The organism is Cellvibrio zantedeschiae, from assembly GCF_014652535.1.
GTDB lineage: Bacteria > Pseudomonadota > Gammaproteobacteria > Pseudomonadales > Cellvibrionaceae > Cellvibrio > Cellvibrio zantedeschiae.
This window is the reverse complement of the sequence record NZ_BMYZ01000001.1, coordinates 1,144,094-1,169,844: the sequence shown is the minus strand read 5'-3', so window position 1 is coordinate 1,169,844 and position 25,751 is coordinate 1,144,094. Positions and strand designations below refer to the sequence as shown.

Genomic DNA, 25,751 nt, shown 5'->3' with positions numbered 1-25,751 from the left:
ACACTTAAGGCATATTACTGCAAATGAGTACCATTAAGAAATCCGACAAGTTAAACGGCGTTTGTTACGATATTCGTGGCCCCGTACTTGAACACGCCTACCGCCTTGAAGAAGAAGGCCACCGCATTCTTAAGCTGAATATTGGCAACCCTGCCCCCTTTGGCTTTGCCGCGCCCGACGAAATTATTCAAGATGTTATTTACAACCTTCCCAACGCCGAAGGTTACACCGCCTCCCGTGGTTTGTTCGTGGCACGCAAAGCCATTATGCAAGAATGCCAACGCCTGCAAATTCCCAATGTAGAAATTGATGATATTTTTCTGGGCAACGGTGCCAGTGAACTTATCGTCATGGCGATGCAAGCGCTACTGAACAATGGCGACGAAATTCTTGTACCTGCGCCAGATTATCCACTGTGGACTGCAGCAGTAAATCTCGCCGGCGGCAAGGCGCGCCATTATTTGTGTGACGAGCAATCTGATTGGTTCCCGGATATTGCTGACATTAAAAGCAAAATCACCGACAAAACTCGCGGCATTGTCGTTATTAACCCGAACAACCCAACCGGTGCGGTTTACAGCCAAGCATTGTTAGAGCAAATCGTACAACTAGCTCGCGAACACAACCTGATTATTTTTGCTGACGAAATTTACAGCAAAATTTTGTATGACGATGCGGAATTTATTCCTATGGGACGCGTTGCGCAGGATGTTGTTTGCGTAAGCTTCAATGGTCTCTCTAAGTCTTATCGCTTGGCTGGTTTCCGTTCAGGCTGGATGGTTATCAGCGGTGCCAAGCAGCGCGCCAAAGGTTATGTGGAAGGCTTGGAAATGTTGTCATCCATGCGCCTTTGCGCAAACGTACCCGCAATGTATGCGGTGCAGACCGCTCTTGGTGGCTACCAAAGCATTAATGAATTAATTATTCCTGGTGGGCGCTTGCGTGACCAACGCGATGCAGCAATGAAAGCCTTAGCTGCGGTTCCTGGCATTTCTTGCGTAAAACCAAAAGGCGCTTTGTACTTATTCCCCAAACTGGATTTGGATATGTACAAAATTAAAGACGACCAGCAAATGGTGCTCGACTTTTTAATTCAGGAAAAAATTCTGTTGGTACAAGGCTCTGCGTTTAATTGGCCCAATAAAGATCACTTCCGTATTGTGTTCTTACCACGTGAAGATGATTTAACGAAAGCCATTCATCGATTCGGTGAATTTTTATCGCGCTACTCGCAGTAAGATATTTTAAAAACAACAAAGCCCGCGCTTGCGGGCTTTGTTGTTTTTAGGTCAAGCACTTTCTATTTGAAACCGAGGAACTCGATAAACCAACAGCTTAAGTTGCTGTCCAGGATTTACATCTGGAAAATCGGGGTGTGCAGACAAACGCTCTATAAATTCTGCATCGGGTAACTGCTCTTCAAATTGCTGCCGTAGAAATTCATCACTTAGTTCTGGCGCATTCAAGCAAGCCAGAACCAATCCACCATTTGGCATTAGCTCCGGCAAACGTCGAATCACTTTTGCGTAATCCTTTTCGGCAATAAAGCTTCCTTTCTGATAAGACGGTGGATCAATAATTACCACATCATAAGGCCCTGGCTTTTTAACACGACTCCATGACTTTAAAATATTCTCAGCAACATATTCCGTTTTATCTTTAGGAAAATTATTCAACTGGTGATTAGCGCGCCCCAAATTTAATGCAGGGCTACTCATATCCACGTTCACAACTTTATCAGCACCTGCTGCGACCGCTACTACAGAGAAGGCACAAGTATAAGCAAACAAATTTAATACACGTTTGCCTCGCACATGGTTCTCAATCCACTGCCTACCGGATTCCATATCTAAAAAATAACCGGAATTTTGTTGTGCATTAAGGTGCAAGTTAAATAATAAGTTACCGCGACGAGCAAATACTTTTTCTGGCATCTCTCCCATAACGATTTCCGAAGGAGCATTTACAAGATATCGACGCTGAACCAGCACACAGGATAATTGTTCAGATAACTTATCGCTTAAATAAGCAGTCAATTCATCCAACCAACCCGTTGGCGGCTCTTTGTAAAATACAAGCAAAAGCACGGGTTGGAAAAAATCGACATTAACAAATTCAAAACCTTCAAAACAGCGCCCTCTTCCATGCAAAAGACGATAACTATCAACATGCTGTTGTACCGATAGCTTATGTTGTAACTCTTTTATTTTATCGAGCAATAACTTCATGGATTTTCCGGAGATTCTTCAGGCATGCCTATGGGATACAAAACAAACTCATCATACCCAACAAGCACTGATTGATAGCCTGAAAATGATTTATCTAAATCGGGATCATTGGAGTCAACCAATAATGATCGCCCAGCGAGGGAGAGAATTTTTTCCTTAGTGGCGACCACTTGAATATTGTGTCTACCAATTATGCGCAACACATTGGGAGTAAGCTGCTGATTACCGCGACCAATAATATGGCCTTGTCCGCCAATTGCAGTAATAATTAATTTGACATCGCCAGAATGATTCTCAACCAATGATTGTAGTTGTGGCGCTGTAACATCCGTTGCTACAAGCTCCCGATTTAAAACAACATCCACACCTAACAAACTACCCTGAACACCCAACTGTTCTAAAAATACTTTCGTTGTTGAACCCGGCCCCACAATATAGAGCACATCATCAACCAGATTATCGATAAGAAAGTTGGCAATATCGAGCTTAACTAACTCATCTTGCGCAGCACCGCTATTTTTTACCTGTTGCAAAAATTGTGGCAACACAGGTGCAAACATAGAGGCGTAAAACCGGGTTTTTACTTTCCCTTGGCGAAAAGCATCCTCATCGATATCGCGCACATCACATGCTTGCACATTCACAAGCTGTTTTTTTAGCAGACATAATAAAATTTCGCCAGCAGCTTCTGGTGTAATTGCGTAAACACCGGAATGCATTTTTACGCCGGAAGGGACACCTAACACGACTTGATCTGTAATATTTAAATGTTGAAATGCGTCAGCAATATTACGAGCCGTACCATCACCACCCGCAAATAAAATAATATCGACTGATTCTTTTACTAAAGCTTCTGCTGCAGCGATTGTGTCCTGCGCACTGGATGGTGATGATTGCGCTTGCCCCACAACTCGGACATGTAAACCAGCAGCCGAAGCAACTGCTTCGCCCATATCACCTGCGAAACAAAATACATCTATCTCAGTTGAAAAATCTTTCAGCATTGCGAGGCAACGTTGCATACGCACTTGCGCGCGCGTTTCTGCACCGCGTGCAAAAGCCTCAGCGCGAATTTCATCGCCGTCGCTACCTTTTAATCCCACACTACCGCCAATGCCCGCGTAGGGATTGATAATTACACCGAGCTTGAATTTATTCATGTGCGGAGCTTGCTACACCAAAACCTAAAACACGCAGCCATTCTGCCGTTTTATCATCTGCGCCTACGACTTGATAATTATGAAATTCACGACGAGTTGGGTAATGCTTACGCAAACCATCAAAGCCAATACCAAAATTTTCCTCTCCTGCGCGCGCGCGTTGCGCTAAAGCACGCAAACGCTGATCGTCTTCTGCAATGGAATAAACTTGTGCAATAAGTTGTTTAACTTGTGCCCAAGTTGTTTGGTTAGCAGTTGGTTGAAGCTGATTATCGGCAAGCGGAGGAACTAAATTTTTAATAGATAACTCGGGCTCACGCTTTAAGTGTTTACATAAAGCCTGGTAGATCATCTCAGTGCCTTTCAACTTTCCATCGTAACTGTAACCTGCAATATGCGGCGAACCTAAAACGACTTTATCTAATAAATCTAAGGAAATATCGGGCTCAGGTTCCCATACATCCAACACAACCCGCACGTCATCGCGTTCGTGTAAAAACTGCAACAAGTCAGCGTTATTGATCACAGGCCCGCGTCCGCAATTTAATAAAACCGCGCCTGACTTTAATTGGCGTAATTCTGGCAAATTAATTAAATGAAAGCTGGGATGATCGCCCGTTTTTGTGAGCGGTGTATGCATACTAATGATGTCACAGCTCAGCACTTCTTCTAATGTGGTTAAATCTGAATTGCCTTCTGGCGTGCGCAGTGGATCGTAACAATAGCAATCAACACCTTGTAATTTTAAGCGCTTGTACAACAAGCCGCCCACATTTCCGCAACCTATAATGCCAAATTTTTTGTCGAGCCAATTAACATCTAAATGGCAGAGCGCAGCGTATACATATTCAACGACAGAATTTGCATTGCAACCGGGCGCACTGGAAAATTCAATATGATTACTCTGCAACCAGTTTTGATCCAAATGATCAACACCAATTGTGCATGTACCTACAAAACTCACCTTGCTTGATTGCAACAATGTTTGGTTAACATTGGTTACCGAACGCACCAACAAAGCTGATGCAGAAAGCGCATCATTATTTAACATTGTTCTTCCAGGGCGAGTTACAACTTCACCGATGGACTGGAAAAACTCATTCACTAAAGGGATGTTTTCATCCGCTAGAATTTTCATAAATAATCTCTTGAAAACTATGGTCTTTTTTTGTAAATAAAGGGTGTTACACCGGAAATCTTTAGCATATACTTAGTTTGAAGGTAGCGTTTAAAACCGCTTCCTTACCGCCAGCCAGCGTAAATCCAGCAGGCTATCACCAACCGCTTGTATAAAGGGGGTGGCATTATGAAGACCTCAAACCCAACCCACAATATGGACAATGTGGTCGACTTCTTCACCGGTAAAACTTTCTCTACCCTGCACGATGAACGCTTTATCCGTCTGGCTCCTGAGCTGGATGGCCTCGAAATGCTCTATTCCAACGATACCAGTTCCGAAAAGCTCTTTAGCCTAAAAATCCTGTGTTGGGGTTTACGCGCCAATGGTGAAGTAGTTGGTTTAGTGCCTTGGCTGAACGACATTGTGCCCTGCCCGGACCTCTGTGACCCCTTAAATGGTCATTTTGAGGGTTACTATGACCAAGGTATTGATGATGTCTTCTTTGAAGCCCCCATCCATAAGGTGGTAGAACTGGAAACCGCTGCTGATTACTACGAAATTGAATGTGAAAACGACGATGACGTAGTGCAGGAAGTTCCGGATATGATTGGTACTCACGCGGTGCTTGCAACTCCAGGCCAGAAGCATTTGTCTTTGGTCGAGGTGATTAGCTGGCGCTTGCTGCACGACGGTACTATTTACGGCATGTTGACTGATCACACCAAAGTAGTGAGTACGCCTGTTTTACCGGGTGATGATTGTTTGTATGCGGCGCAAACCAACGACAACTTCCGTTACTTTTTTCAGCATCAAATTGCCAATAAGATTAAAGCTCAAGATCCGGAAGCACTTGCGGCTATCTCTTTGCTAGTCGACGACGTCTAGTAAACTTTCCTGTTCAATGCTTCATATACATGGAGCATTGACTTCTACACACAATAAATCGCTCAAAACACAAAATTTGTACGAACTTCATGCAGAAATTTTTTTAATATAATAAAAATAACTTTTTTCGTCTGCTTCCTGCTTAATTAGTTCATAACCCAAGAAATGACAGAACTTCGGTATATCTCGTGTTGTAGATGGATCTGTTGCTATTACTTTAATTACGCCGCCATCCGCAAGATCTTTTACGGCTTTGTGCAACATCATTACCGGTTCTGGGCATAGCAAACCGCTGGTATCTAAAATTTTATCAATTTCACTATTCATAGTATTTCTTCGTCTAAAAACACCCGGCAAAAAAACATTCTATTGCTAAACTCTAGCTGAGGATATTAAAAACAAGTACTTCCATTCATTACCGGGGAACAAGGTTCGATGTCTCGGATGCAAATTGAAATCCATCAGCCCGATGATTTTTTTAGCCACCAAGCTTTAGAGCTCACCTTTCGATTATTGCGGAATAATAATCCCGGGTTAGCTAACGCTATTAAAAATACCTTAACGCATATTCACGTCGCGCCCTATGAAAATCTCCATGGTTCTCACACGGGAGAAATGCATTTTAATGCTGAAATTTACCAACTACTCTCGGCCCACACCATCGGCAAAATTGTTTCTGCGCTTACTGAAATTGGAGAGCAGGCATTAAGTAAACACGATATGCCGCCAGAACATTTAAATCAGCTGCGCAAATTAATTGAAGATTGGGTTCAATTGACCGAGTGGGTTTTAAACCACACTGCTAGCGATAATAAAGCAGCCTTTCACTAGCGTTTAATTAAAAACACGTAAATGGCCGGTGACTTCTTCGCGATCATGATAGAGTTGCTTAAATTGCACAGCAGCATCAAAACCTAGTGCGGTTAATTCTTTAAGGATTCGCTCTTCGCATTTTTTAACTTCAAGATAGCGCTGCTTCATTGGCAACTTCAAATTAAACACGGCTTCCCGGCAATATCCTTTACCAAACCAGCGGATGATCATGCTGGTGACACGCGCAGGCTTATCTACAATATCGCACACCAACCAATCTACTTTCTTTTTCGGTTCATATAAAAAACCATCGGTAAGAATGTGTAAAACCTGGCCAGTTTCCAATAAATTTTTATCCATTGGACCATTATCTACAGCTTCTACATACATGCCACGCTGAACCAATTGCCATGTCCAACCGCCAGGTGCCGCACCCAAATCCACCGCACGCATGCCAGAGGCCAAACGTGTATCCCAATCTTCAGCGGCAATAAAATGATGCCAGGCTTCTTCCAATTTTAGAGTTGCTCGGCTGGGCGCTTCTTTAGGTAAACGCAAACGCGCAATTCCCATGGGCCATTGTGAACTGTTGTTGTATAAACTTACGCCTAAATAGGCTTCTGTACCCGTGATAAAAACCAAATGCAAACGCCACGGACTTTTTGGGCTGAGCAGTTGCTTTTTCTTTAAGGCATTACTGAACGGAGCTGTAAATTTTTTGCTGAGGCCCGATAGTTCTTTACCATCATTTGTATCGACAGTTTCCAAAAGCAACTCACGCGCAATTGGAAATTGTTCTGCTGCGGCCAATAAAGGAGTTACGCGATCATTAACGGGCAAGCCGGTAATTGGAGCTTGAGTTACAAACCATTGGCGAGCAAAAATTAATTTACGAAAACGCAGTTCTTGCTGAATACGCATGGCACCCGTTGGTTCGTGGGTGATAAATACAACGTAGGCGGAATTGTCTTTGGTTTTACTGTAACCATACACACCTATTTCACTTGCTAAATCAGTAATTTCTGCAGCACATTCTTTTTCAAAACCTGCACGGCAGTGTAAAAATAAATGATTCATACTTTCTCTATTGTTAATAAGCGTAGTTTTGATAGAACTAATCAATAGTCTTTAGATGCCATTAATTTGGCATCATGTTTGGTTAAAATGGATACGCTTTCAGTAGCAGGATCAAACACAATCACAATTTCGCCCTGTGTTAACTGACGTTTTACTTGCGCGACTTTTTGCGAAAGCGATACTTCCATTTCGCCGTAATCCGTACCCTCACGCGTAATGAATTCTTCAATCAAACCTTGCAAGGCATCGGCTGAAATTTGTTCGTGGGGAATAATCATACTTTGTCATTGTCCATGGACTGCTTAATATTTTACTTGTTCAAGGACTGAGAGAAAGTTAACCTTGAAGCTATTGCCAAGCCATCATAAGAAGGAAATCACTGTGCAAACACAATTAGTCCTAACCATTATCAGTGACGACAAACCCGGTGTTGTCGAACTTTTAGCCCAAACTATTACGCATCACCAAGGCAACTGGCTTGAAAGCCGCATGGCGCATTTAGCCGGTAAGTTTGCGGGTATTTTGCAAGTTGCCATTGATAGTGAAAGCGAAGCTGCCCTGCGCGAAGCCTTGAGCAATCTATCTGATCAAGGCTTAAAAATTGTGGTGGAGTCTGCTGCAGATTCTGTTAAAACTGCTGGCAAGGAATTTCAATTCAGTGTGGTGGGCAGTGATCGCCCGGGTATCATCTTTGAAATTGCACAAGCATTTGCCAGCCGTCATATTAACATGAGTGAGCTCGAAACCGCTTGCTCGAGTATGCCTTGGTCCGGCGAACCTATGTTTGAAGCGACGGGTTTGATTCAGGTGCCCAAGTCAGTCAACATGGACGATCTTTACGATCAGCTGGATACTATTGCCGATGAACTTGCGGTAGATATACGTTTGGAAGCACCGGCTGAAGACACTCACCACTAAACTTTGTGTCAAACAGGCTAGATGGGTGATAGTTATTTAAGCTGCCTCCGCTCATACTGGCCTGTAAAAGATTTTAATCCGCTTTTCCGTCCGCTTGTTCCACTTCGCTTACCCGCGCGTCGAACTTCTCCAGCTCGATATTGATTGCCTCGGTGGAAATATTGACTTCGTAAAACGAAAACATCAGTGAAATAACCAGCAAGATAAGGCTATTAGCGAACAACAATTGCCCCGCTACAGACCATTGCATTAGAAGCGCGAACATAGATAGCGTACATAAAACAAACGATAAAACGCCGAATGCCTGCATGCGGCGAATTACCTGGATACGCAACCGCAAATTATCAATTTGGCGACGCACCAGCACCATGGAGGTAGCATTCTCCAAATTACTCAATTGGCGGATCACATTGGTCAAAACCACAAACCTATTGGTGTAAGCCAGCAGCAACAACGAAATTGCGGGGAAAAGCAGGCTTGGGGTGGTAACGGTCATTTCCATAAATTACTTCTTAGCAAATCAGAGCGCTAAAGCTTAACAGAATTTTTACTGCAATTTTTCTCGCCAATAAATGATGCGATCGTTGCCGCGGTAGGAGCCGAACGAAAAGGTGGCATTTGGTAATTTGGTGTCTGGACCAGCCGTTTTACCTTGATCCCAATCGAAGCTCAACCAGGACAAGAGAGTTGTATCAACAGATACAATAAAAGTGCCTGTGCCACCCGCAGAAGGCTTAGTAAATTTTTGCCCCGCGTTACCAGCATTAAAATTAATATTGCCGTTTGTCGCCGGGTCCATATTGAAATAAGTACCTTGAGTGCTTCCAGAGCTTAAAGGCACAGTCAAATTGGTAGCATTAGTTAAAGGCCCACCGCTCGCATAATTTGTACCCCACTTATAGCTTACCGCAGCGCGTGGAACCTGCGTGCACGAGTCGTTAGCGTTTACAATAAAACGATTGCCTGCCCAATATTCGGTAACGAAATTTACATCGAGCGGGTATGTTTCTGGACCGAAGGCATCGTCTAAACGTAAGCGGCCATAGCGCAAATTCAACAAATAGTTACTTGGGGCTGCAGGATCTTTAAAAGCAATTGCTGAAGCACTTAACATGTCTTTGGGCGCGGGTGTGGAAGCGGGTGAATTAATCAGCCCCCCTACAATGTCATAGGGGGCGGAAGGGGTTGTATCGGTCACTCCAGAAACGCCGACGCGCAAATTGTTGAAGGGACCGTCAGGAGCAGTGGACGCATGACGGGCAAATGTTCCTGCAACAGTATCGTTGTAAACACCATTGACCCAAGTGCCAGTATCAGCACTCATTCGTGAACTCAAATCTACGCCATTAGCGTTATCCTCTGCGGCATAAACTGGTATGGATAGCTTTGCATTGGCAATAACGCCATACCCCAAGGTCCTATTGTCATAATTGGAAACCACAATCTGCCCTGTGCCTGCTGATTCAGCCACTATATATGGCTTAATCAATAAATTTTTTTGCCCCATGTAACTGAATGCGCCGCAACCATTAGTGGCTGTTGAAGATGCAGGCACTACTCGATAATGGTCCGGATAAAAACGCCCTACTGTCGAGCTTGCTGTCCCGCCAATCGCCCCCAGAGTTGTATTCGTTGCGAGATAATCGCTCAACCCAGGCATAATGGTCATACTACCAACCTGCGGCCAAACAACAGTCGGATTGCTATAGGTGTATGGACTGCTAGGGCTTAGAGAAAATGAATTTGCGGTATAAGTCAGTGCGGTTGCAGAACCACCAACCGGGTCCGGATATACCAAGCTATTGGTTACCAAGGTTATAAACCTGGACTGGGACTGGGTTTCGTTCCCAAAGTTAGGCGTTACGTTTCCTCCCGCGTTGGTAGCCTGCACAGATACTTTAAACGGTGTCCCCGCAGAAACAAAATTATTTGCGGAGCCCGCTTCGCTGGTTTTACCTGGGTTAGCCACTCCGGCCACAGTGGTTACGCCCACAGGACTTGCAGGTATTTTCATAGCGAAAGGCCGAACAACAAAATCATTGCTCTGACCGGTCATGGTGTAAGCAGGATCATTAGTGGTGGCAGGGAGTACTAAATTCGGTATTAAGTGTATTTGCCCAACATCAGAATAACTCATGGATATAGGCGCGTTGCCATTTGCATCAAAGTTGAACGATACATTCGTATAGCTACTAACGGCAGCTGCTTGCGCATAGCCGGGAATATTGCCGGTTCCGTTCATGGATAAAGTTTGCCCTGCAACGCAAGTCGATGGGTTTACGCATTGGTAAGCCATAGGCACGGTTTGAGGAGATGTAAAACGAGCAACACAGGCGTTATTGGTAGCCGAACTGGTCTGTACTGCACGTATGTAGGCGTAGTTACTAACAGGGGATGCTACCGTATTACTGGCCACGCCCGCTCGCTGCGTGGGAATAGTATCGCTTGTTCCCGATAAGGTTCCCGGAAAAATGAAACCTGCTTTTTTAAAGGTAGTTGTACAGCTATTGGCTACGCTGCAGCTAGATGTACCTGTACAACATTTCCTCGCATTAGTCGCTGCTGTAACCTCATTTGAGAGTGTTATGGTGGCGGTTGCACCTTCGGCAGCTGCACCATACAAAAGTTTTGTGGTGGCGGTGCCATTAACCAAGGCTAAAGCCGTTGTATTTAAAGCTCCTGCCGAAGTTGCCAAGGTGACGCCGGTGTTAACGCTATTATCCTGGTTGCAAGGTACCGCACTATCAGCGCAGGCACGGACAGTGACATCGGCGCCTGCGCAGGCAACGTTGGAGGCGGCTACTTGCAGCTCGTAATGATCCGGCGCTGGACAGGTACGTACACTAGGTAATAACGCCTCAATACCAGACTGTGAGAGAGCCCCGGAATAAATATTTACTTCATCAATATTGCCTAAAAAGTGCCAGGATGACTGCTGCCCCTCCGACGAGGCCGAGGTTTCCCCCCCTATAGCGGCAGTACCTGTTCCGTCTTTCCAAGTGCCCGAATATGCCCCTACTGCTTTCGCTTGCAGCACACCAGCCTGACTGTAGACATACAAGGTGACAGTTTGGGCAGAAGTATCTACCGCCGCCGCAACGTAATACCACGTATTACTTGCGATGATGGGATTGGTATCAACACAAAATACCCCGCAGTTTGGGTTAGTGCCCTGCCCTGTAACAGCACCATTATTAGTTACATTTCGATTAAAAAAGCGCAACTCAGGCTGACCTGTTCCGTCTGCCAAACTAAGCCCCCAACCGTTATCAGCATCATCCCGCACCAATATGCGTTGGTGTTGTGCGCCAGCATTTGTTGAACGTATCCAGGCCGCAAAGGTGAATCCGTTGGGGAGCGCGGGAAAGCCGGATAACTCTACGTAACTATAGGTTCGTGAGGGTGAGCCTGTTCCGTCAAATGCGCCATAGCGACAAGTGCTTTGCGCGCCCACGGAATAAGCGGGTGCACTGCCAGATGTGGTAGATGGCAGAGGCGTACTGCCCGCCGCTATGCGTGCTCTACCATGATTTCCCTTGCCACTGCTATCGATAACCTCACCCGCAGTACCATTCCAGGACCCCTCATCCATACGCCATGAGCCGAGCAGAACTGGTGCTACAGTTGCACCACTACAAAAAGGTGCAAAATTAGCCGTGGTAAAAGCAGAAGATTGGTAGTTAACCGTTACCTCGTTACCAGAAGCCGTAAAGTTGGCCCCGGAAACGCCGCCATTGATAACAGATTTAAAGTTGAAACTAACGTTACCCGCCGCATAAACAAACCCGGTTAAATTGGCTTCGTTATCCGCAGTGATGGAGCCCGTTGCATAAATTAGCAATTGATCAGACACATAACTTTGCGTGCTAACTTTATATGCCATAGTGATATTGCCATTCACAAAAATACGTGTTGTACCCGAGCTAGCAATGCGTTTTAAAACTGTTTCCTGACCGAGAGTTAAATTCCCATTGATCCAGTAATCGCCAGATTGTAATTGCACAATAGACTGGTAGCCGGTGGTAAATGCAGTTGTCTTATAGGTTCCATTCGCAGTGCTGAAAGTCAAGGTAGCCTGCTGCCCGACACTTGTCGTTGAATAGTCACCAGATGCCTTAGAGAGAGTGCTATTTGCCGCAACGGAAATTGCACCATTAGTACCAGTACCTGTAGAAAAGGTGACTGAAGATGTTGTCGCTGCTGTACCGCTCGCCGCGCAGCTTGAGCCGCTACAGGCAACCCAACTGGTATTATCCGTAAGTGTTTTAGTTTTTAAGGTGGCGCTGCCGCCTGTTAACAGCGAGTGATAACTTAAATTAATGCTGCCGTTAGCTGCTGTAGCCTGAATACCGTTGCTGAATATTACATCACAAGCCACAGCCCATGCATGAAGAGGCATGAACGACAACATCCAAGCCGCAAACAACAATAGAATTTTTTTAATGGTTATTTTTTGCATGTTCAAAAACGCTCGGAAGATTTAAAAAATATATTATTCCTGTTTTAAAAATGAACCCGCTTCAATTGTCCGCGTTGCACGTAAGGTTCCTGCTCCACAGGTCCCAGTACTCGTTATGGTATAAAAGCTCATTGTTTTATTTTGTGCAGCGCTGGAAGTATAGTTCGCTGCTGTAACTGGAGCACAATTGGTATTATCTTGAAACCTACAGGAACAAACGACAGCTGCAGAGCAATTATTTAATCCTGCAACACTGAAGTTATAGGTCGTGTTTAGTCCGGCACAACGCGTGTCCGCTTGCTGCCGAGAGCTGGCATCAGGAAAAAACAAAGTTTGCATTCCCTGTTGCGCACCACTTTCTGCCGCATAAAATGCTTGTGTTGAAACTGCCTCAAGCGTGACTGACGTAGCACTTTGAATAGTATTACGCGATATGACTAACGCAAATAATCCCATTACCACCACGATAAAAATCGCAAGTGGCATTAAAAAACCTTGTTGCTTTTTTAAATTATCAAGGGACATTGCGAATCATCACTGAATGATTAATTACTATAGATTCGGCACCCTCTGCAATAGAGGTGCCCTGCATAAAAGTTATATTAAACCGCACCACCGTATTACGGTTTTCACTACCCGCTGTCAATGCGAAGGGTGTAGTTGAACCTGTCACGTTATCTGCCAATATGCTGAATGCCGATGCAGTATTTACCGCTGCATTAATATCTGTGGCATTTGCATCTTGGTCAGCATAAAAACGCAACTGGCCGTTCACCACACAGAAAGCTTGTGGTCTGTCCAATAAATAGAATCGCTTGTTCACAGAGTTGCGTGTCCAACCTCGCGCTGGTGAAAAATTAAGTTGATTTGCAGAGCGAGACGTTAAGGTTGCCCGGGATGTTGGGCTAGTGCCATATAGTTCATCGGGGGCCATTGCACCAATACTTACATAAACAGCTGTTCCAAAATCAATCACGTGGGGCGAAACATTAAGCGCTTGTGTTGCAGTTGCGCCGTTCACCAAATCGGGGACGTAATCGGCGTAGTTTCCACCGCTGGCAATCGGCATAAATTCCAAACAAGTATTTCCGTTGGTCAAACGAACACTATAAGGTAAGGCCACGCGCAGTTGTCGCGACATTCTCTCGATAGCTTGCCGACCTGTATTTATTAAACGCGAACGTGTTTGGGTGGATTGATAAGCTTTGGTAGACTCAAGGACAAAACGCGTTCCTAAAACGGCCAATATCGACAAAATCACAATCACGGTAATCACTTCAATCAAAGTGAATCCACGTGAGAATTTGATTTTGGAATATGAAAGTGACATTAAAAGTTGGCCCTGTAGGCAGCAAGCGTAAGCGTTATATTTTTAGGTGCCGTCACTGTCACCGTAACCAGTTTTAAATTGTTAGACGTCACTACCGTCACATCGCGCGTATAGCCGGTATAGGGAGTGTCGCTGACATTGTGGAAATCGTCGACATCGTTTAGGTCAGAGTCAGGGGAGTTGTTACACGTCATGGCGCCTGTACCGGTGCTATTACACGCAGGAATACCACCAGTTGGTGTATTAGCATCGTATTTAAGCGCTAAAATTTCATCTAACCTTGCTTGAGCTAGCTCAAGCGCACGCACTTTGATAATAGGATCTGCATTATTTTTTGCGCTATTAGCGTAGGTAGCCAAGAGCGCGCTGGTTGCAATACTCACCACCACTAAAAAAATAACCAATTCGATAAGACTGACGCCTCGTTGAAAATTATATCTGTCTACAACACTCGAATTAGTGCGCATAACCACTCGCCTCTACCACAACGCTGGCACTAATGCCTCCTGATGACGACAAAGTAATATTGCCGGCGGTAGTTCTGCCTAATTTATCGTAAGTAAAAGTAATAGGGGAAGCAGTGACGCCAGAGGCGAAGGTCAAGGGGTAACCTTTGCTGTGAACAATTATTGGCGTGCCATTTTCCGTTACGCTAACACTATTGGCAGTGACAATAAGTTGGATGTTGCTACGTGCCATAGCTGTTTGTTGTGCAAAAAATAAGGCCGCGATGAGATCATCGCGGCCTGCATTAACATTTGTACTTGAGACACTACCCATACGCGAAAAAAGCGTGACAGACATAATACCAATTAAAATAATTATCGTTATTAATTCAATTAACGTAAATCCTTGCACAGCTCTTCGCATATAACGTTCACATAAATTAGCTAAGGAACCTTACGGAACGCCGATAGTTTGGAAGGTAGCAGTTTTAGAACCTTTACCAGTTAAAGTACAAGTCGCAGGTGTGCCTAAGGCCGCAACAGCAGTGTCTGTACCAGTGAAAGTGTAACCACTTGGTAAAGCGCCACCTTGCAAGATGCCCGCGGTATCACTGCATTTAGCCACAACAACTTTCGCAGTACCGGTAACCACACCAGAACTAAGCGCAACGGCATTCGCATAGTTCATGGCAGCACCACTGCTCAAGCTACCTGCAACGCCGTCAACCGCTGCTTGTTGGGCGGCACCAGACATATCAACAAATTTTGGCAAAGCTGTAGCGGCCAAAATACCCAAAATAACAATTACGGCAATAAGCTCAATCAGTGTAAAACCAGATTGTTGAGATTTCATAACAAGACTCCAAACAGAAAAGTGTGTACGTAAGTGGTGATGTGCATCCTATATATCGAAACATCGCAAACAAGAGCAGGTGTGATGTTCCCTCCTGTCTCGTCAAGACATTTATCGAAATAACTGCTTGATTAACCAAAATATAGACGAAGAGTCGAAACTTGCCAGTTATTAAAAGGAAATTGCTAACTATTTTTAGCAATAGGCCGGATTTGAGTCTTGACTTGGCCTGATTCAGGCGAATATTCAAAGAAAAAAGTCCCCGCGTCAGGTGTGAGGAATTCGAAGCGGCACTTACCCTCACGAGTTGTAGCCAAATGATATTTTCGTACCTCGCTGGAGTTGTCGCCCGCAGAAATAGCTGGCGGATTCTGCAAAAAATTATTCCACAAACTTAAACAACTGGCGATCTCGTTGGGTTTAACACTGGAGCCCTCAGTCACAACGGCTATAGGCCATCCCTGCCTGGAAAACTGGACGATATTATTTTCAATGATTAGTTGCGACGTGATATTTGATGACTGCTGCGCTAGCAACCAGCGTGCGTGATGGCTGTAAACCGAAGCACTAAAATTTTGAGCTAAGACTTCAAAGCTCAGCTGCTGTGTTTCCTCTGCTAATTTGTAGTAACGCTGAATCCCAAAAATCATTATCAGACCGATTACGGATATTACGAAATAAAATTCAAAGCTGGAAAAGCCTAGATTTTTTTTCATGTAATATTCCTGAGTTATATTATTGTTTTTGAATCGAGTACATATCCCACATAGGCAAGAAAATACCGAGCGCAAGAATAATCACAAAACCCGCCATAACGACAATCATCAAAGGTTCAATTCGATCACCAAGTAATTTGGTATCGTATTCGACTTCACGCTCATAAAACTCTGCAACTTCTCCAAGCAGCGTGTCCACTTGGCCGCTTTCCTCACCAACCGAAATCATCTGCAATACTAAGGGCGTAAACATGCCGCTAACTAAATGTGTTTGATATAAGCCCTCACCACGCTCAATACCTGCACGAATACCGCGAATTTTATCGCCCAAATAATTATTATCGATGGCGCGCGCGCACAACTCCAACGCATTTGAAATTGGCAACCCAGCATTTAGCATCAATCCAAAAGAACGCGCGTAACGAGCAAGTGTCGCACGCTCAATAATATCCCCTACCACAATCAGCCGAAGTTTTTTCTGGCCCCACCACCTGCTGCCTTCAGGCGTTTTAGTGTAGTGCAAGAACCAAGCAATACCGCCAACAACTATCACCACCATATACACCCAGTAGGCGACAAAAAATTCCGAAATACCCATGAGAATTCTAGTTGGCAATGGTAACTTAGCGCCAAAATTGGCGAATAGCCCCGCGAAAGCGGGAATTACTTTAATGTTAATAACTCCCATCGCAATAGTAATAGCAATCAAAACAAAGGTTGGATAACGCAGCGCAGTTTTAATACTTTTAGTAGTATTTAAATCGCGCTCCATGTATTCGCCCAGCTGTTTAAACACTAGATCAAGGCGTCCCGAACTTTCGCCAACACTCATCATGCTAACGAATAAATTATTAAATATTTTCGGATGAAACCGCATTGCTGTAGATAGCTCAACACCGGTTTCCAAGCGTTCAATAATATCTTCCAACGCACGCTGAAACGTATAATTACGCAAAGAAGCAGCAAGACCACGCAGACCTTTTACCAACGGAATACCGGATTTTGAAATGGTATACATCTGGCGACAAAACATAATCAATTCAACAGATTCTACTTTGCCAAGATTCGCAGAACGCTCGAATCGCTCAGAAAGACTGAGCTTAACAATTTGCTCATCCATTGAAACAGGTGTAATACCGCGCCCTAACAATTGATTTGCCGCAGCATCAGTATTGGCTGCTTCGATCTGGCCGTTTACAACGCGTCCATCCGCGTTGCGGCCTTTAAAAAGATAGATAGCCATCTTAGGTTAGCTCTTCAATTTGCGCGGTGATGTTCATAACCTCATCCAATGTTGTTATGCCCTGCTCTGCATATTCAAGTGCGGCTTCACTGAGTGTTTTGAAATTGGGGCTTTCGCTTGCCGCTTTCGCAAATGCGTTAATATCTGATGTGCGCAAAGCCTCGGCCATGGCTGCATCCAATTCCAGCATTTCAAAAACACCAATACGTCCTCGATAGCCCGTGTTATTACAATGTGGACATCCAGCACCTTGCTTAAACACTACCGAACTAAAATTGCGGGTTTTGGAAATGGTTGCCAACAATTGCAATTCATTTGCGTCAGGCGTGTGATTTTGAATGCAGCTGGAACAAATGCGGCGCACCAAACGTTGTGCAACTACCGCTTTCAATGCAGTAGCCACCAAGTAACCATCAACGCCTATGTCTAGTAAACGTAACGCTGAACTAATTGCATCGTTGGTGTGGAGCGTAGATAAAACCAGGTGGCCCGTCATGGATGCACGCAACGCAATCTCAGCTGATTCAGCATCGCGAATTTCTCCCACCAGCAGAATATCGGGATCTTGACGCAAGGTTGCGCGCAACACACTGCTAAAGGTTAAACCAATTTTTTCATGCAACTGAACCTGGCTAATACGCGGCAAACGATATTCCACCGGATCTTCCACTGTAATAATTTTTTTCTGCGGTTTATTTAATTCAGACAATGCACCGTAAAGCGTTGTTGTCTTACCGCTACCCGTTGGCCCCGTAACCAATACCAGGCCATGAGGGCGCGTAATAACTTTGCGGAAACGCGCAACCAAATTCGCTGGCATCCCCACGCTATCCAAACTGCGAACACCATCAGTATGGTCAAGCAAACGCATTACTACCGATTCACCAAATTGCACTGGCATAGTCGATAAACGCACATCGATATTATGATGCTTAACTTTCAGGTTAAAGCGGCCATCTTGCGGCAAACGTTTTTCAGAAATATCCAAACTGGCCATCAATTTAATGCGCACAACCAAAGCAGATGCGATACGTTTTTCATTCATCACCTGCTCTATGAGTTCGCCATCAATACGGTTGCGAATACGCAACACTTTTTCATCGGGCTCGATATGAATATCGGAGGCTTTGTTGGTCAGCGCTTCTTCAAATATTTTTTGCAGAAGTTTAACAACTGGAGCGTCGCTATCAACCGAATCTGCAATAAAACTATCCAGGTCGACCGCAGACTCCTGCAACTCTTCGTCAAGCTCACCCGCCAGCGATGCAATCTCGCTCGCATGGCTATAGGCGATATCCAAAATATCCAGAAGCTCTGACTCACGCACCACCGCAGGCTTCAGATTTTTTTGCAGTATGCGTTGCAATTCGTCCAGACAGAAAATATCCGTCGGGTCCGCCATACCTAATAACAAACCATCAAAATCTTCGCGCAGCACCATAACGCGATAGCGGCGCGCGCTGGTTTCAGGCAAAGTTTGCACAAGTTCTTTATCGAATCGAAATTGTTTCAACTGAACAAAGGGAATATCTAACTGCGTTGATAAGAGGTTTAGCAGTTCGTTTTCATCAACATAACCTAGTTCTACTAATTGATTACCTAATTTTCGACCACTCAATTTTTGCTCTTGCAAAGCATGAGACAATTGAGTTTCGGTAATCATATTTTTCTCAACGAGTAAATCGCCGATACGAATACGTTTGGGTGCTGACGAACTAAACATGTTTATCTCACTCACTGCGCAAGGCAGCAATTCGTTGATCTGTGTATTTTTTTACTTGCTCTTGCAATTGCGGGAATTCCCGCAAGCGCTGGTAAGCCTGCAATGCATTCTTGTGCTGCGATAAGCCATCATAAGCCAGGGCCAAACCAAGCCAATATGCAGGCTTGTCACCAAAACTATTTAACAAGCGTTGGTAGCTAATAATTGATTGCTGATAATTTGCAGTTTTGTGATAAAGGATTGCAAGCAAAGATCTGTAGCTTTCATTAGCATCAGCTGAACTCAGGTTTTTTTCCAATACGGCAATAGCTTGGGCTTCATCACCTTGAGCGCCAAGTATTTGCGCTTTTAATTTGGCTTTAACATCTACCGGCAAATAACTGGCTTTTTCAACAATAATGTCGGCCGCTTGGGTATTGCCTTGCTGAATATATAAATCTGCCAAGAGCTCTGCAGAAAGCGCAGGCTTTTGTTCTGTTGTTACAAACGCTTTTAAAAGTGCCAAGGCTTCCGAGTGTTTAGCTTGTTGAATAAGCTCTTGAGCGTGATGAGCTAACTGCTCATCTTTCCAACCTGCGTTAGGTGTTACTGACACGGCTGGCGCTTCGGTTACAGAAAAAGGCTTAATAGTCTCCTTAATTGATTGCTCGGCTTGTACAGAAACAGATGCTGATTCATTAGCCACGGCCTCATTCAATTGCGCTACTGATTGACCGCCATTAGCCCCGGTTGAAATTTCGTGCGCTTGAACGTAACGTTCAGAAACAAATCGCGCACGTTGTATTAATGCTTCCGCTTGTTGCAAATTACTAGAATTTATTTGTTCCTGCGCCTTCGCCATATAACGGCTTGCAATACGATCTAGGCCTTCTTTAGCGGCCAAATTATTTGCATCCATTGTGAGAATTTTTTGATAATAACCGTATGCGTTATCTTCAACTGGTGCAGTTAAGCGATCCATATTTATAGCTCGCTCAGCTTGCAACAATAAATCCTCAATATGATTTTGCAGATCTGAAGTTACTTCTTTTTCAGCACTCAAATTAGGTGAGTTCTTTTCAACATTCTCCACATTCGAAGCTTCTACTTCAGGCACGCTTTTAGCAGAAGCAGGCAATGCATGAGAAATCTTGTTGGACGCTGCACTTTCTGCAGCTTTTGGAACTGGGCCAGAATGATTGGCAGGCCTGTGTAAAAGATAGTTTGCACTTAAAACTGCCACAAAAACTATTACAAAAAAAATAGCTAAAGGAATCCAAGCTTGTTGTTTCTTTTTCGCAAACGAAGATGCCTTTAGCAATAGTTCGTCGCCTTCCCCAACATTAACAACAGGACCATCTGCAACTGGTTTATGCTGGGATAGGTCACGCAGCATGTCATTGAGCAAACTCACAGGTTCACTCCCAGCAAATTCGGTAAGACTATTGCAGATACAGCAGCAACCAACGCAACACCAGGCCATAACCAAATATTACGTTTAGCTAGCAAACGGCCTACGGATTTGCTTTCCTTGGTATCTGCAATAGCCCTAGCCATGTGGTTGCGGGTGACTTTTTCACTTTTCTCACCATAAGCAGCGAGCATTGCCTTGTGCGAAATTACATTAATTAAACGCGGCACACCACCTGTAGCGCGATATAGTAATCCCAAGGCCCCGCGCGAAAATAAATTAGCACCGCGATAGCCTGCTGAACTTAACCTGTAGCTAATGTAATCAGCCAAACTTCGACGAGGAATACCTTGTAAATATTCCGAAAAAACGATGCGCTGTTTTAGCTGGCGCAAATCAGGGCGATTTAACAAATCGTCCAATTCCGGTTGCCCAATTAACACTACTTGCAAAAGTTTGTTTTTTTCTGTCTCCAGATTCGTAAGTAGACGTAATGCTTCTATAGTTTCGCGCGGCATTGCTTGCGCTTCATCAACAATTAAAACAACTTGCTTTTTTTGTTGGGCAAGATCAACCAAGCGTTGATTAATTTCGCGCAATAACTGATAGGAAGGCATTTCCGGCGAATAGGCAATACCAATTTCTTCCGCGAGGAACCATTTAAGCTCTTCGGGAGTAAGGTAAGGATTGGGGATATAGGCCGTAAGAAAATTATCGCCCAGACTTGCTAATAATTTTCGGCTTAATAATGTTTTGCCAGTGCCAACTTCGCCGACAATTTTGATAAAACCTTCACTGTGACGTAACGCAAGCAAAAGCGTGCTCAGCACTTCGCGATGGCTCTGACTATTGAAGAAAAATTGCGTGTCAGGTGTCAGCGAAAACGGATGCTCTACTAATCCAAAGTGCTGGCGATACATAAAAACCTCTGATAACAATTGCCCTGCAATTATTGTTTTCTGTACTCGTCACTAATGTTTTGAATGCGCTTTTCGCTTTGCTCCAGTTGTGTTTGCCAAGTGTTGCTATCAACTACAATTGGACGCAAAAGAATAACTAATTCTGTTTTTGATTTGGCTTTGTTCTTGGTACGGAACAAGCTATTCACTAAGGGAATATCCCCCAACACGGGGCGCTTCCCATCTACATTATTTTTGTTTTCCTGCATTAAGCCACCTAGCACAATGACTTGACCATTTTGTGCTTTAACAATGCTGTCTGACTCACGGATACCACGCAGCGCTAACGGCAATGAAAAATCTTGATTCCCTACCGTAAAGTTTTTTTGCTGATCGGTAACATCGCTTACTACCGGATGTATGTGCAGCACAACCTCACCATCTTCCGCAATTTGGGGAGTCACATCTAATGCTATGCCGCTAAAAAATGGCGACAGTTCAATATTCGGTGTACTGGAAACTGAAGTCGCGTTTGATGTAGTGCTATTGGAAATTCCAGTTACGAAATATTCATCAGAGCCCACTCGTATCACCGCTTTTTGATTGTTCACCGTAGATACACGAGGACTTGAAAGCACTTGAACTGAGCCTTGAGTTTCTAACAAAGACAAGACTTTAGAAATATCTTGTACACGCAAGAGCGATGCAAAAGTGCCACCGATTTTCTCACCGCCTTCAATAGCGAGATTTTGTAAGACCCCATCTTTGTCATAATATGGATAGTTGTAGGTGAGATCTCGGCGCTCACCCACCTCTGTATCTGAACCATCGCTGTTGATAGCAAAACCGTCACGAATATTATGCGCATGCGCAAGTTGTCCGCTAATTGCTCCCCAATTTACGCCAGCCTCGAACCCCTCACTCAAACGAACTTCCAAAATTTTTGCTTCTAAAATAACCTGGCGTTTTACACTCAACTCAGAGCGTTCCAAAAATTCACGCACAGCGCTCAACTCACTCGGCAAGGCCTTAACTACAACCATCCCCGCTTGAGGAGAAATAGTCACAGATCGACTCTCGCTTTCACCACCAATGATGGACACAACTGTGTTATGTAAACTAGACCAGAAATCAGTGTGGTTTAATGTTTGTACTCGTGAACCAGGCGTAATTCCTTGACCGCCGCTACCACCGCCAGCAGATTTATTTTTCTCTGCAGATTCCAGCATGCTTAACAAATTTGCGGTATCGCCGCCGCTGTTTGAACTACCGCCGGAATTACCGCCACTATTATTTCCATTACTTTGGCCACTGGATTGCGCGCGACCTACCAACACGGCAGTATCAGACACGCCAACACGTTGCACATCTAAATAATTAATACGGAAAACTTCCGTTCTCAATGCATTGGCATATACGGTATAAATGCCACGCTCTTGTTTGTATTCATAGCCATAGATGTCACGAGTTACGCGCAATACTTCATCAATAGTCACATTTTTTAGATCAAGTGAAATAGTGCCATTAACGTCGGGGTGAACAACAACATTTATACCTGTGCCATTAACCAAACCTAAAAAGAAATCCCGCGCAGGCACTGCACGTACAGACACATCGAAACGCTCGGAAAACTTTTTCCCGCTTGCGGTTTTAATGGAGTTGTTGTCTAACAAAGCCTGAGTTACTTCTGACGGTACAGTTGTAGCTTTTTTATTTCGCTCAGTCTGTTCTGCAACGATTTCGCTCATTTCGTTTTCAACGGTAATTTTTTTATTGCCGTTATTTGAGCAACCATTAATCAACACCGCCGCTGAAAGCGATAGCAATATCAGCGAGTTGCGAATGACGACTTTGTTTTTCTTTAATGGCATAGCCATAACTCCAAAAGCAATTATTTGCGAATAGCCGTGTTGTTTAACGCCACGCGCCAGACTTTACCGTTTTGCTGCAGAGTGACTGCGTCTGCATCTATTTTTTTAACAGTGGCACCAACACCTTTAAGGATTTGGTTTTCACGTAATGATTGGCCATTAATAATGGCAACTCTTCTATCATCAGCAATCAATATGCTGGTTAACTGGATAGTTTCTTGTGCGTTTCCAGTTGCCGTGCCTGTTCCACCTGAGAAACCCAAGGGTTTGGTCGGGTCGTTAACTGCTTCCTGTGCATTTACAGACGCAATGGGAAACAAACATAAAAGCACAAATACTTTAAAAATCTTAAACACCGAAAAGCCCCTCTTCTGAACTCAAGGTGTATACACGCAAAGTCACCTCAGCATTGGGATATTTATCAACACTGTAATCAAGGCTTTGCCAATAAAAACGCCACGGCAAACGTTCCAACTCAATCAAAAAATGCAATATTTGGCTGTAGCTTCCAGAGACACGAATTTCTACGGCGTGCTGAAATACACCGGCAGTTGGCTCAGGACCTGAAGCGGGCTGCTCGTTAGCTTGTGGAGCTGCGGGGCTCAGCTCTACAAACTGTAGCTCGTGCGCAGGTAAAGTTTTCACTTCTAATAAGGTTAATCTTTCCGTTTTCTGTAGCACTTCTTGCAAAGCTTGGGGTAATTGCTCTGCTTTAATCAGGTTTTGTGAGACGGTTTGTAATTGTGTTTCCACACCTTTAATGTCTGTTTGCAGTTGTTCTATTTGTTCTTTCTTTTGTTTGTCAGGGTCGTTAAGCAAACTTTGCGTTGTAGCCGCAATTTGGGTTTGCAATGCTGTACGCTGGGTAGCCAAAGTTGCCAAATTTTCTTTAGCTTCCTGGGTTTTCTTATCTATGGAGGATTGAATTACAAAATTCCATAACATAAATATAAATGCCAATATTGAAAGCAGGATTAACACGCGCTCACGCATAATGCGCGCATCAATCATTTCCTGAATTTTAACCAGAAAATCCAGCTTGAGAGACTCAAACATTAGCGATGCCCTCCCGCCAGATCTTTTTCATCTTTTGCTTTAGCCAAACTGAATTTCAGTAAACCAGATTGTTCTTTATCACGCTCAATATTCAGCACACCAAAACCGACCTCGGCAAAACTGGAGTCTCTGCGTAAGCGCTGTAAATATAAAGGAATTTGGTCAGCACTGCGGGTAAGCCCACTCAGTTCGGCATATTTACCGCCACGCTGCAATGAAAAGGCTTGAACAGAAATTGTATTTAGGGATGCTTGACCCAAAGCGTTTAACTGCGATGAAAAACCTTTATCGTTACCAAGATCCTGGTGCGAAATCATGCTGAGTATTTGCAAATGACGCTGCAAGTTTTTTTGTAACTGAGCAATTTTTACATCTAATTCTGCACTGGATTGCGCAGGCTTTTTCGTACTAAGCAATTGCAGTTGGGTTTGCATGTTTTGCTGAGCGACCTTTTCCTGAGCCAGCTGCTGCTCAAGCGCTTTGTATTCATAATTGGAATAAAACGAAAACAGAATTAACAATAATAAAAGTGCCAAGCCACCCCACAGCATATGAATTGCACGTAGGGGCTCTCGGTTCGGGCGAAATTCTGGAAGGTATAAATTGATTTGTTGCATTAAGCCGCTCCCACCGCATCTTCACGCAGGGCAGCACCCAAGGCTAGCAAGCACAAAAACAAACTGTGTTCTTGCACGTTCTCGCCAAATTGCATTCCGGCTTCAACATTGAATAGCTCAATTTTTACCGCGAGGCTATTGCGAATTTCTGGAGTGAGCTTATCGCTAGTCACATTTTCGCCACACAGATAAACGTGACTCGGTGGAGTTTGGCGCATTTGGCGCTCAAAATAATCCAGTGAGCGTTGTAGCTCCAGCACCAAAGCATCGCCCGGTAAGTCATCTAACAAACCTGCGTTATAAGCTAGCGAAAATTGGCGCGACAGATATACATTTCCATCGCGAATGATTTGCAAACTACCACCGCCCTGCCCCAACTTTACCAACGCGATCCCGCGTTTGGTATCGCAGCAGGCTTGGGCTAAATTACGTAGCGCTAATTCGGCGATATCAATTGATTGCAAATCCAGGCTCGCCTCTTTTGCCTGACTTATCAGCTGCACAACATTATTACGCTGGGCAACCACTGCGTATGCCATTCGACTGGTGCCGCGCGCACTATCTTCGGGTAACAGAAATGCATCGAGCACTGCATCGGCGATGGGAAATTGAATCAAATCTTTTACTCGCCAGCGCAAGGCTTCAGCCAGCTCTTCTGGTGGAACCTTAGGCGCTTCCCCCAATAACATTTGATAATTTCCGGTACCCATAACGATATTACAGGGAACCTTTTGTAGCCCAAGCTTGGCAAGGCGGGAACGAAGCAAATCAGCCGCATTCAGGCCGCTGTCTACGGGGATAAATTCGGAATGATTTAAAAGCGGTTGTTGGGTTGCAGGGCGTTTTATATGGGCGAAGGCTACTCCTTCGGCTGTAAACTCAACGCCGATGACTTCGTTTTGCCGCGATTTTGCACCGAACCAGTTCAACCGAGTGCCTCTTAACGC

27 protein-coding genes are annotated in these 25,751 nt (G+C 44.4%); 4 read left to right on the top strand and 23 right to left on the bottom strand.

Annotated features, from left to right (window positions below; genetic code table 11):
- The first annotated feature begins 23 nt into the window (after nt 1–23).
- Nucleotides 24–1,238: a pyridoxal phosphate-dependent aminotransferase gene (locus IE104_RS05195; protein WP_189416477.1), complete on the top strand. Its 1,215-nt coding sequence runs from the start codon at nt 24–26 to the stop codon at nt 1,236–1,238.
- Nucleotides 1,239–1,289: 51 nt separating this feature from the next.
- Here the strand turns inward: IE104_RS05195 and IE104_RS05190 are convergent, their stop codons facing one another.
- Genes IE104_RS05190 through IE104_RS05180 form a run of 3 tightly spaced genes read right to left on the bottom strand, consistent with a single transcriptional unit; the run spans nt 1,290 to nt 4,526 of the window.
- Complete coding sequence (locus IE104_RS05190; protein ID WP_189416475.1) at nt 1,290–2,228, bottom strand: class I SAM-dependent methyltransferase; 939 nt, start codon at nt 2,226–2,228, stop codon at nt 1,290–1,292.
- The gene (locus IE104_RS05185; protein ID WP_189416474.1) at nt 2,225–3,388 is read right to left on the bottom strand and encodes an ATP-NAD kinase family protein; all 1,164 of its coding nucleotides are present in this window, start codon (nt 3,386–3,388) and stop codon (nt 2,225–2,227) included. Before IE104_RS05185 ends, IE104_RS05190 begins: the two co-directional genes overlap by 4 nt.
- The gene (locus IE104_RS05180; protein WP_189416472.1) at nt 3,381–4,526 is read right to left on the bottom strand and encodes a 4-phosphoerythronate dehydrogenase; all 1,146 of its coding nucleotides are present in this window, start codon (nt 4,524–4,526) and stop codon (nt 3,381–3,383) included. Before IE104_RS05180 ends, IE104_RS05185 begins: the two co-directional genes overlap by 8 nt.
- A gap of 168 nt (nt 4,527–4,694) precedes the next feature.
- Between IE104_RS05180 and IE104_RS05175 the strand changes: the two genes are divergently transcribed.
- Complete coding sequence (locus IE104_RS05175; RefSeq protein WP_189416470.1) at nt 4,695–5,393, top strand: hypothetical protein; 699 nt, start codon at nt 4,695–4,697, stop codon at nt 5,391–5,393.
- A gap of 87 nt (nt 5,394–5,480) precedes the next feature.
- Here the strand turns inward: IE104_RS05175 and tusA are convergent, their stop codons facing one another.
- On the bottom strand, nt 5,481–5,720 hold the full coding sequence (tusA, locus tag IE104_RS05170; protein WP_189416469.1) for a sulfurtransferase TusA: 240 nt from the start codon (nt 5,718–5,720) through the stop codon (nt 5,481–5,483).
- A gap of 108 nt (nt 5,721–5,828) precedes the next feature.
- On the opposite strand from tusA, the gene IE104_RS05165 reads away from it, so the two are divergent.
- A complete protein-coding gene (locus IE104_RS05165) occupies nt 5,829–6,224 on the top strand; it encodes a hypothetical protein (protein ID WP_189416468.1) in 396 nt (131 codons plus the stop codon).
- Between the two features lie 3 nt (nt 6,225–6,227).
- Here IE104_RS05165 and rlmM read toward each other — a convergent pair whose 3' ends face one another.
- Both rlmM and IE104_RS05155 read right to left on the bottom strand, forming a co-directional pair.
- The gene (gene rlmM, locus IE104_RS05160; protein ID WP_189416467.1) at nt 6,228–7,283 is read right to left on the bottom strand and encodes a 23S rRNA (cytidine(2498)-2'-O)-methyltransferase RlmM; all 1,056 of its coding nucleotides are present in this window, start codon (nt 7,281–7,283) and stop codon (nt 6,228–6,230) included.
- A gap of 41 nt (nt 7,284–7,324) precedes the next feature.
- Nucleotides 7,325–7,561, bottom strand: a complete 237-nt coding sequence (locus tag IE104_RS05155; protein WP_189416466.1) for a YheU family protein — start codon at nt 7,559–7,561, stop codon at nt 7,325–7,327.
- Nucleotides 7,562–7,664: 103 nt separating this feature from the next.
- Here IE104_RS05155 and IE104_RS05150 point away from each other — a divergent pair, with 103 nt between their 5' ends.
- Nucleotides 7,665–8,201 (top strand): glycine cleavage system transcriptional repressor, encoded by a 537-nt coding sequence (locus IE104_RS05150; protein WP_189416465.1) that lies wholly within the window; start codon nt 7,665–7,667, stop codon nt 8,199–8,201.
- 73 nt (nt 8,202–8,274) lie between these two features.
- On the opposite strand, the gene IE104_RS05145 is transcribed toward IE104_RS05150, so the two are convergent.
- The 17 genes from IE104_RS05145 to IE104_RS05065 form a co-directional block, all read right to left on the bottom strand.
- A complete protein-coding gene (locus IE104_RS05145) occupies nt 8,275–8,703 on the bottom strand; it encodes a DUF2721 domain-containing protein (RefSeq protein WP_189416464.1) in 429 nt (142 codons plus the stop codon).
- A 45-nt stretch (nt 8,704–8,748) separates the two neighbouring features.
- The gene (locus tag IE104_RS05140) at nt 8,749–12,660 is read right to left on the bottom strand and encodes a DUF6701 domain-containing protein (RefSeq protein ID WP_189416463.1); all 3,912 of its coding nucleotides are present in this window, start codon (nt 12,658–12,660) and stop codon (nt 8,749–8,751) included.
- Between the two features lie 33 nt (nt 12,661–12,693).
- Nucleotides 12,694–13,185: an MSHA biogenesis protein MshP gene (locus IE104_RS05135; protein ID WP_189416462.1), complete on the bottom strand. Its 492-nt coding sequence runs from the start codon at nt 13,183–13,185 to the stop codon at nt 12,694–12,696.
- Entirely contained in the window at nt 13,175–13,990 is an 816-nt protein-coding gene (locus tag IE104_RS05130; RefSeq protein ID WP_189416461.1) for a prepilin-type N-terminal cleavage/methylation domain-containing protein, read from the bottom strand. Before IE104_RS05130 ends, IE104_RS05135 begins: the two co-directional genes overlap by 11 nt.
- Nucleotides 13,990–14,457 carry a type IV pilus modification PilV family protein gene (locus IE104_RS05125; RefSeq protein ID WP_189416460.1) on the bottom strand — a complete coding sequence of 156 codons (468 nt, stop codon included), beginning with the start codon at nt 14,455–14,457 and terminating at the stop codon, nt 13,990–13,992. Before IE104_RS05125 ends, IE104_RS05130 begins: the two co-directional genes overlap by 1 nt.
- The gene (locus IE104_RS05120; RefSeq protein ID WP_189416459.1) at nt 14,447–14,860 is read right to left on the bottom strand and encodes a hypothetical protein; all 414 of its coding nucleotides are present in this window, start codon (nt 14,858–14,860) and stop codon (nt 14,447–14,449) included. Before IE104_RS05120 ends, IE104_RS05125 begins: the two co-directional genes overlap by 11 nt.
- A gap of 30 nt (nt 14,861–14,890) precedes the next feature.
- Nucleotides 14,891–15,289 (bottom strand): type II secretion system protein, encoded by a 399-nt coding sequence (locus IE104_RS19140; protein WP_189416458.1) that lies wholly within the window; start codon nt 15,287–15,289, stop codon nt 14,891–14,893.
- A gap of 185 nt (nt 15,290–15,474) precedes the next feature.
- Nucleotides 15,475–16,005, bottom strand: a complete 531-nt coding sequence (locus tag IE104_RS05110) for a hypothetical protein (protein WP_189416457.1) — start codon at nt 16,003–16,005, stop codon at nt 15,475–15,477.
- A 19-nt stretch (nt 16,006–16,024) separates the two neighbouring features.
- Nucleotides 16,025–17,248, bottom strand: a complete 1,224-nt coding sequence (locus IE104_RS05105) for a type II secretion system F family protein (protein WP_189416456.1) — start codon at nt 17,246–17,248, stop codon at nt 16,025–16,027.
- 1 nt (nt 17,249) lies between these two features.
- A complete protein-coding gene (locus IE104_RS05100) occupies nt 17,250–18,971 on the bottom strand; it encodes a GspE/PulE family protein (protein WP_189416455.1) in 1,722 nt (573 codons plus the stop codon).
- 7 nt (nt 18,972–18,978) lie between these two features.
- Nucleotides 18,979–20,364, bottom strand: a complete 1,386-nt coding sequence (locus IE104_RS05095) for a tetratricopeptide repeat protein (RefSeq protein WP_189416454.1) — start codon at nt 20,362–20,364, stop codon at nt 18,979–18,981.
- A complete protein-coding gene (locus IE104_RS05090) occupies nt 20,361–21,281 on the bottom strand; it encodes an ExeA family protein (RefSeq protein ID WP_189416453.1) in 921 nt (306 codons plus the stop codon). The genes IE104_RS05095 and IE104_RS05090 overlap by 4 nt, the downstream gene beginning before the upstream one ends.
- Nucleotides 21,282–21,310: 29 nt before the next feature.
- The gene (mshL, locus tag IE104_RS05085; protein ID WP_189416452.1) at nt 21,311–23,131 is read right to left on the bottom strand and encodes a pilus (MSHA type) biogenesis protein MshL; all 1,821 of its coding nucleotides are present in this window, start codon (nt 23,129–23,131) and stop codon (nt 21,311–21,313) included.
- A gap of 20 nt (nt 23,132–23,151) precedes the next feature.
- Nucleotides 23,152–23,487 (bottom strand): hypothetical protein, encoded by a 336-nt coding sequence (locus IE104_RS05080; RefSeq protein WP_189416451.1) that lies wholly within the window; start codon nt 23,485–23,487, stop codon nt 23,152–23,154.
- Nucleotides 23,480–24,187, bottom strand: a complete 708-nt coding sequence (locus IE104_RS05075) for an MSHA biogenesis protein MshJ (protein ID WP_189416450.1) — start codon at nt 24,185–24,187, stop codon at nt 23,480–23,482. Before IE104_RS05075 ends, IE104_RS05080 begins: the two co-directional genes overlap by 8 nt.
- Nucleotides 24,187–24,804: an MSHA biogenesis protein MshI gene (locus tag IE104_RS05070; RefSeq protein WP_189416449.1), complete on the bottom strand. Its 618-nt coding sequence runs from the start codon at nt 24,802–24,804 to the stop codon at nt 24,187–24,189. Before IE104_RS05070 ends, IE104_RS05075 begins: the two co-directional genes overlap by 1 nt.
- Nucleotides 24,804–25,733: a type IV pilus biogenesis protein PilM gene (locus IE104_RS05065; RefSeq protein WP_189416448.1), complete on the bottom strand. Its 930-nt coding sequence runs from the start codon at nt 25,731–25,733 to the stop codon at nt 24,804–24,806. Before IE104_RS05065 ends, IE104_RS05070 begins: the two co-directional genes overlap by 1 nt.
- Nucleotides 25,734–25,751: the final 18 nt, after the last annotated feature.

Bases quoted from the DNA above. Each gene is read 5' to 3' on its own strand.
- IE104_RS05155 (WP_189416466.1), bottom strand. From the start codon at position 7,561: ATGATTATTCCCCACGAACAAATTTCAGCCGATGCCTTGCAAGGTTTG.
- IE104_RS05135 (WP_189416462.1), bottom strand. From the start codon at position 13,185: ATGTCCCTTGATAATTTAAAAAAGCAACAAGGTTTTTTAATGCCACTT.
- IE104_RS05105 (WP_189416456.1), bottom strand. From the start codon at position 17,248: ATGGCTATCTATCTTTTTAAAGGCCGCAACGCGGATGGACGCGTTGTA.
- IE104_RS05195 (WP_189416477.1), top strand. From the start codon at position 24: ATGAGTACCATTAAGAAATCCGACAAGTTAAACGGCGTTTGTTACGAT.
- IE104_RS05070 (WP_189416449.1), bottom strand. From the start codon at position 24,804: ATGCAACAAATCAATTTATACCTTCCAGAATTTCGCCCGAACCGAGAG.
- IE104_RS05075 (WP_189416450.1), bottom strand. From the start codon at position 24,187: ATGTTTGAGTCTCTCAAGCTGGATTTTCTGGTTAAAATTCAGGAAATG.
- IE104_RS05100 (WP_189416455.1), bottom strand. From the start codon at position 18,971: ATGTTTAGTTCGTCAGCACCCAAACGTATTCGTATCGGCGATTTACTC.
- rlmM (WP_189416467.1), bottom strand. From the start codon at position 7,283: ATGAATCATTTATTTTTACACTGCCGTGCAGGTTTTGAAAAAGAATGT.
- IE104_RS05185 (WP_189416474.1), bottom strand. From the start codon at position 3,388: ATGAATAAATTCAAGCTCGGTGTAATTATCAATCCCTACGCGGGCATT.
- IE104_RS05125 (WP_189416460.1), bottom strand. From the start codon at position 14,457: ATGCGCACTAATTCGAGTGTTGTAGACAGATATAATTTTCAACGAGGC.
- IE104_RS05145 (WP_189416464.1), bottom strand. From the start codon at position 8,703: ATGGAAATGACCGTTACCACCCCAAGCCTGCTTTTCCCCGCAATTTCG.
- IE104_RS05190 (WP_189416475.1), bottom strand. From the start codon at position 2,228: ATGAAGTTATTGCTCGATAAAATAAAAGAGTTACAACATAAGCTATCG.
- IE104_RS05140 (WP_189416463.1), bottom strand. From the start codon at position 12,660: ATGCAAAAAATAACCATTAAAAAAATTCTATTGTTGTTTGCGGCTTGG.
- IE104_RS19140 (WP_189416458.1), bottom strand. From the start codon at position 15,289: ATGAAATCTCAACAATCTGGTTTTACACTGATTGAGCTTATTGCCGTA.
- IE104_RS05110 (WP_189416457.1), bottom strand. From the start codon at position 16,005: ATGAAAAAAAATCTAGGCTTTTCCAGCTTTGAATTTTATTTCGTAATA.
- IE104_RS05090 (WP_189416453.1), bottom strand. From the start codon at position 21,281: ATGTATCGCCAGCACTTTGGATTAGTAGAGCATCCGTTTTCGCTGACA.
- tusA (WP_189416469.1), bottom strand. From the start codon at position 5,720: ATGAATAGTGAAATTGATAAAATTTTAGATACCAGCGGTTTGCTATGC.
- IE104_RS05165 (WP_189416468.1), top strand. From the start codon at position 5,829: ATGTCTCGGATGCAAATTGAAATCCATCAGCCCGATGATTTTTTTAGC.
- IE104_RS05180 (WP_189416472.1), bottom strand. From the start codon at position 4,526: ATGAAAATTCTAGCGGATGAAAACATCCCTTTAGTGAATGAGTTTTTC.
- IE104_RS05175 (WP_189416470.1), top strand. From the start codon at position 4,695: ATGAAGACCTCAAACCCAACCCACAATATGGACAATGTGGTCGACTTC.
- IE104_RS05130 (WP_189416461.1), bottom strand. From the start codon at position 13,990: ATGTCACTTTCATATTCCAAAATCAAATTCTCACGTGGATTCACTTTG.
- IE104_RS05120 (WP_189416459.1), bottom strand. From the start codon at position 14,860: ATGCGAAGAGCTGTGCAAGGATTTACGTTAATTGAATTAATAACGATA.
- mshL (WP_189416452.1), bottom strand. From the start codon at position 23,131: ATGCCATTAAAGAAAAACAAAGTCGTCATTCGCAACTCGCTGATATTG.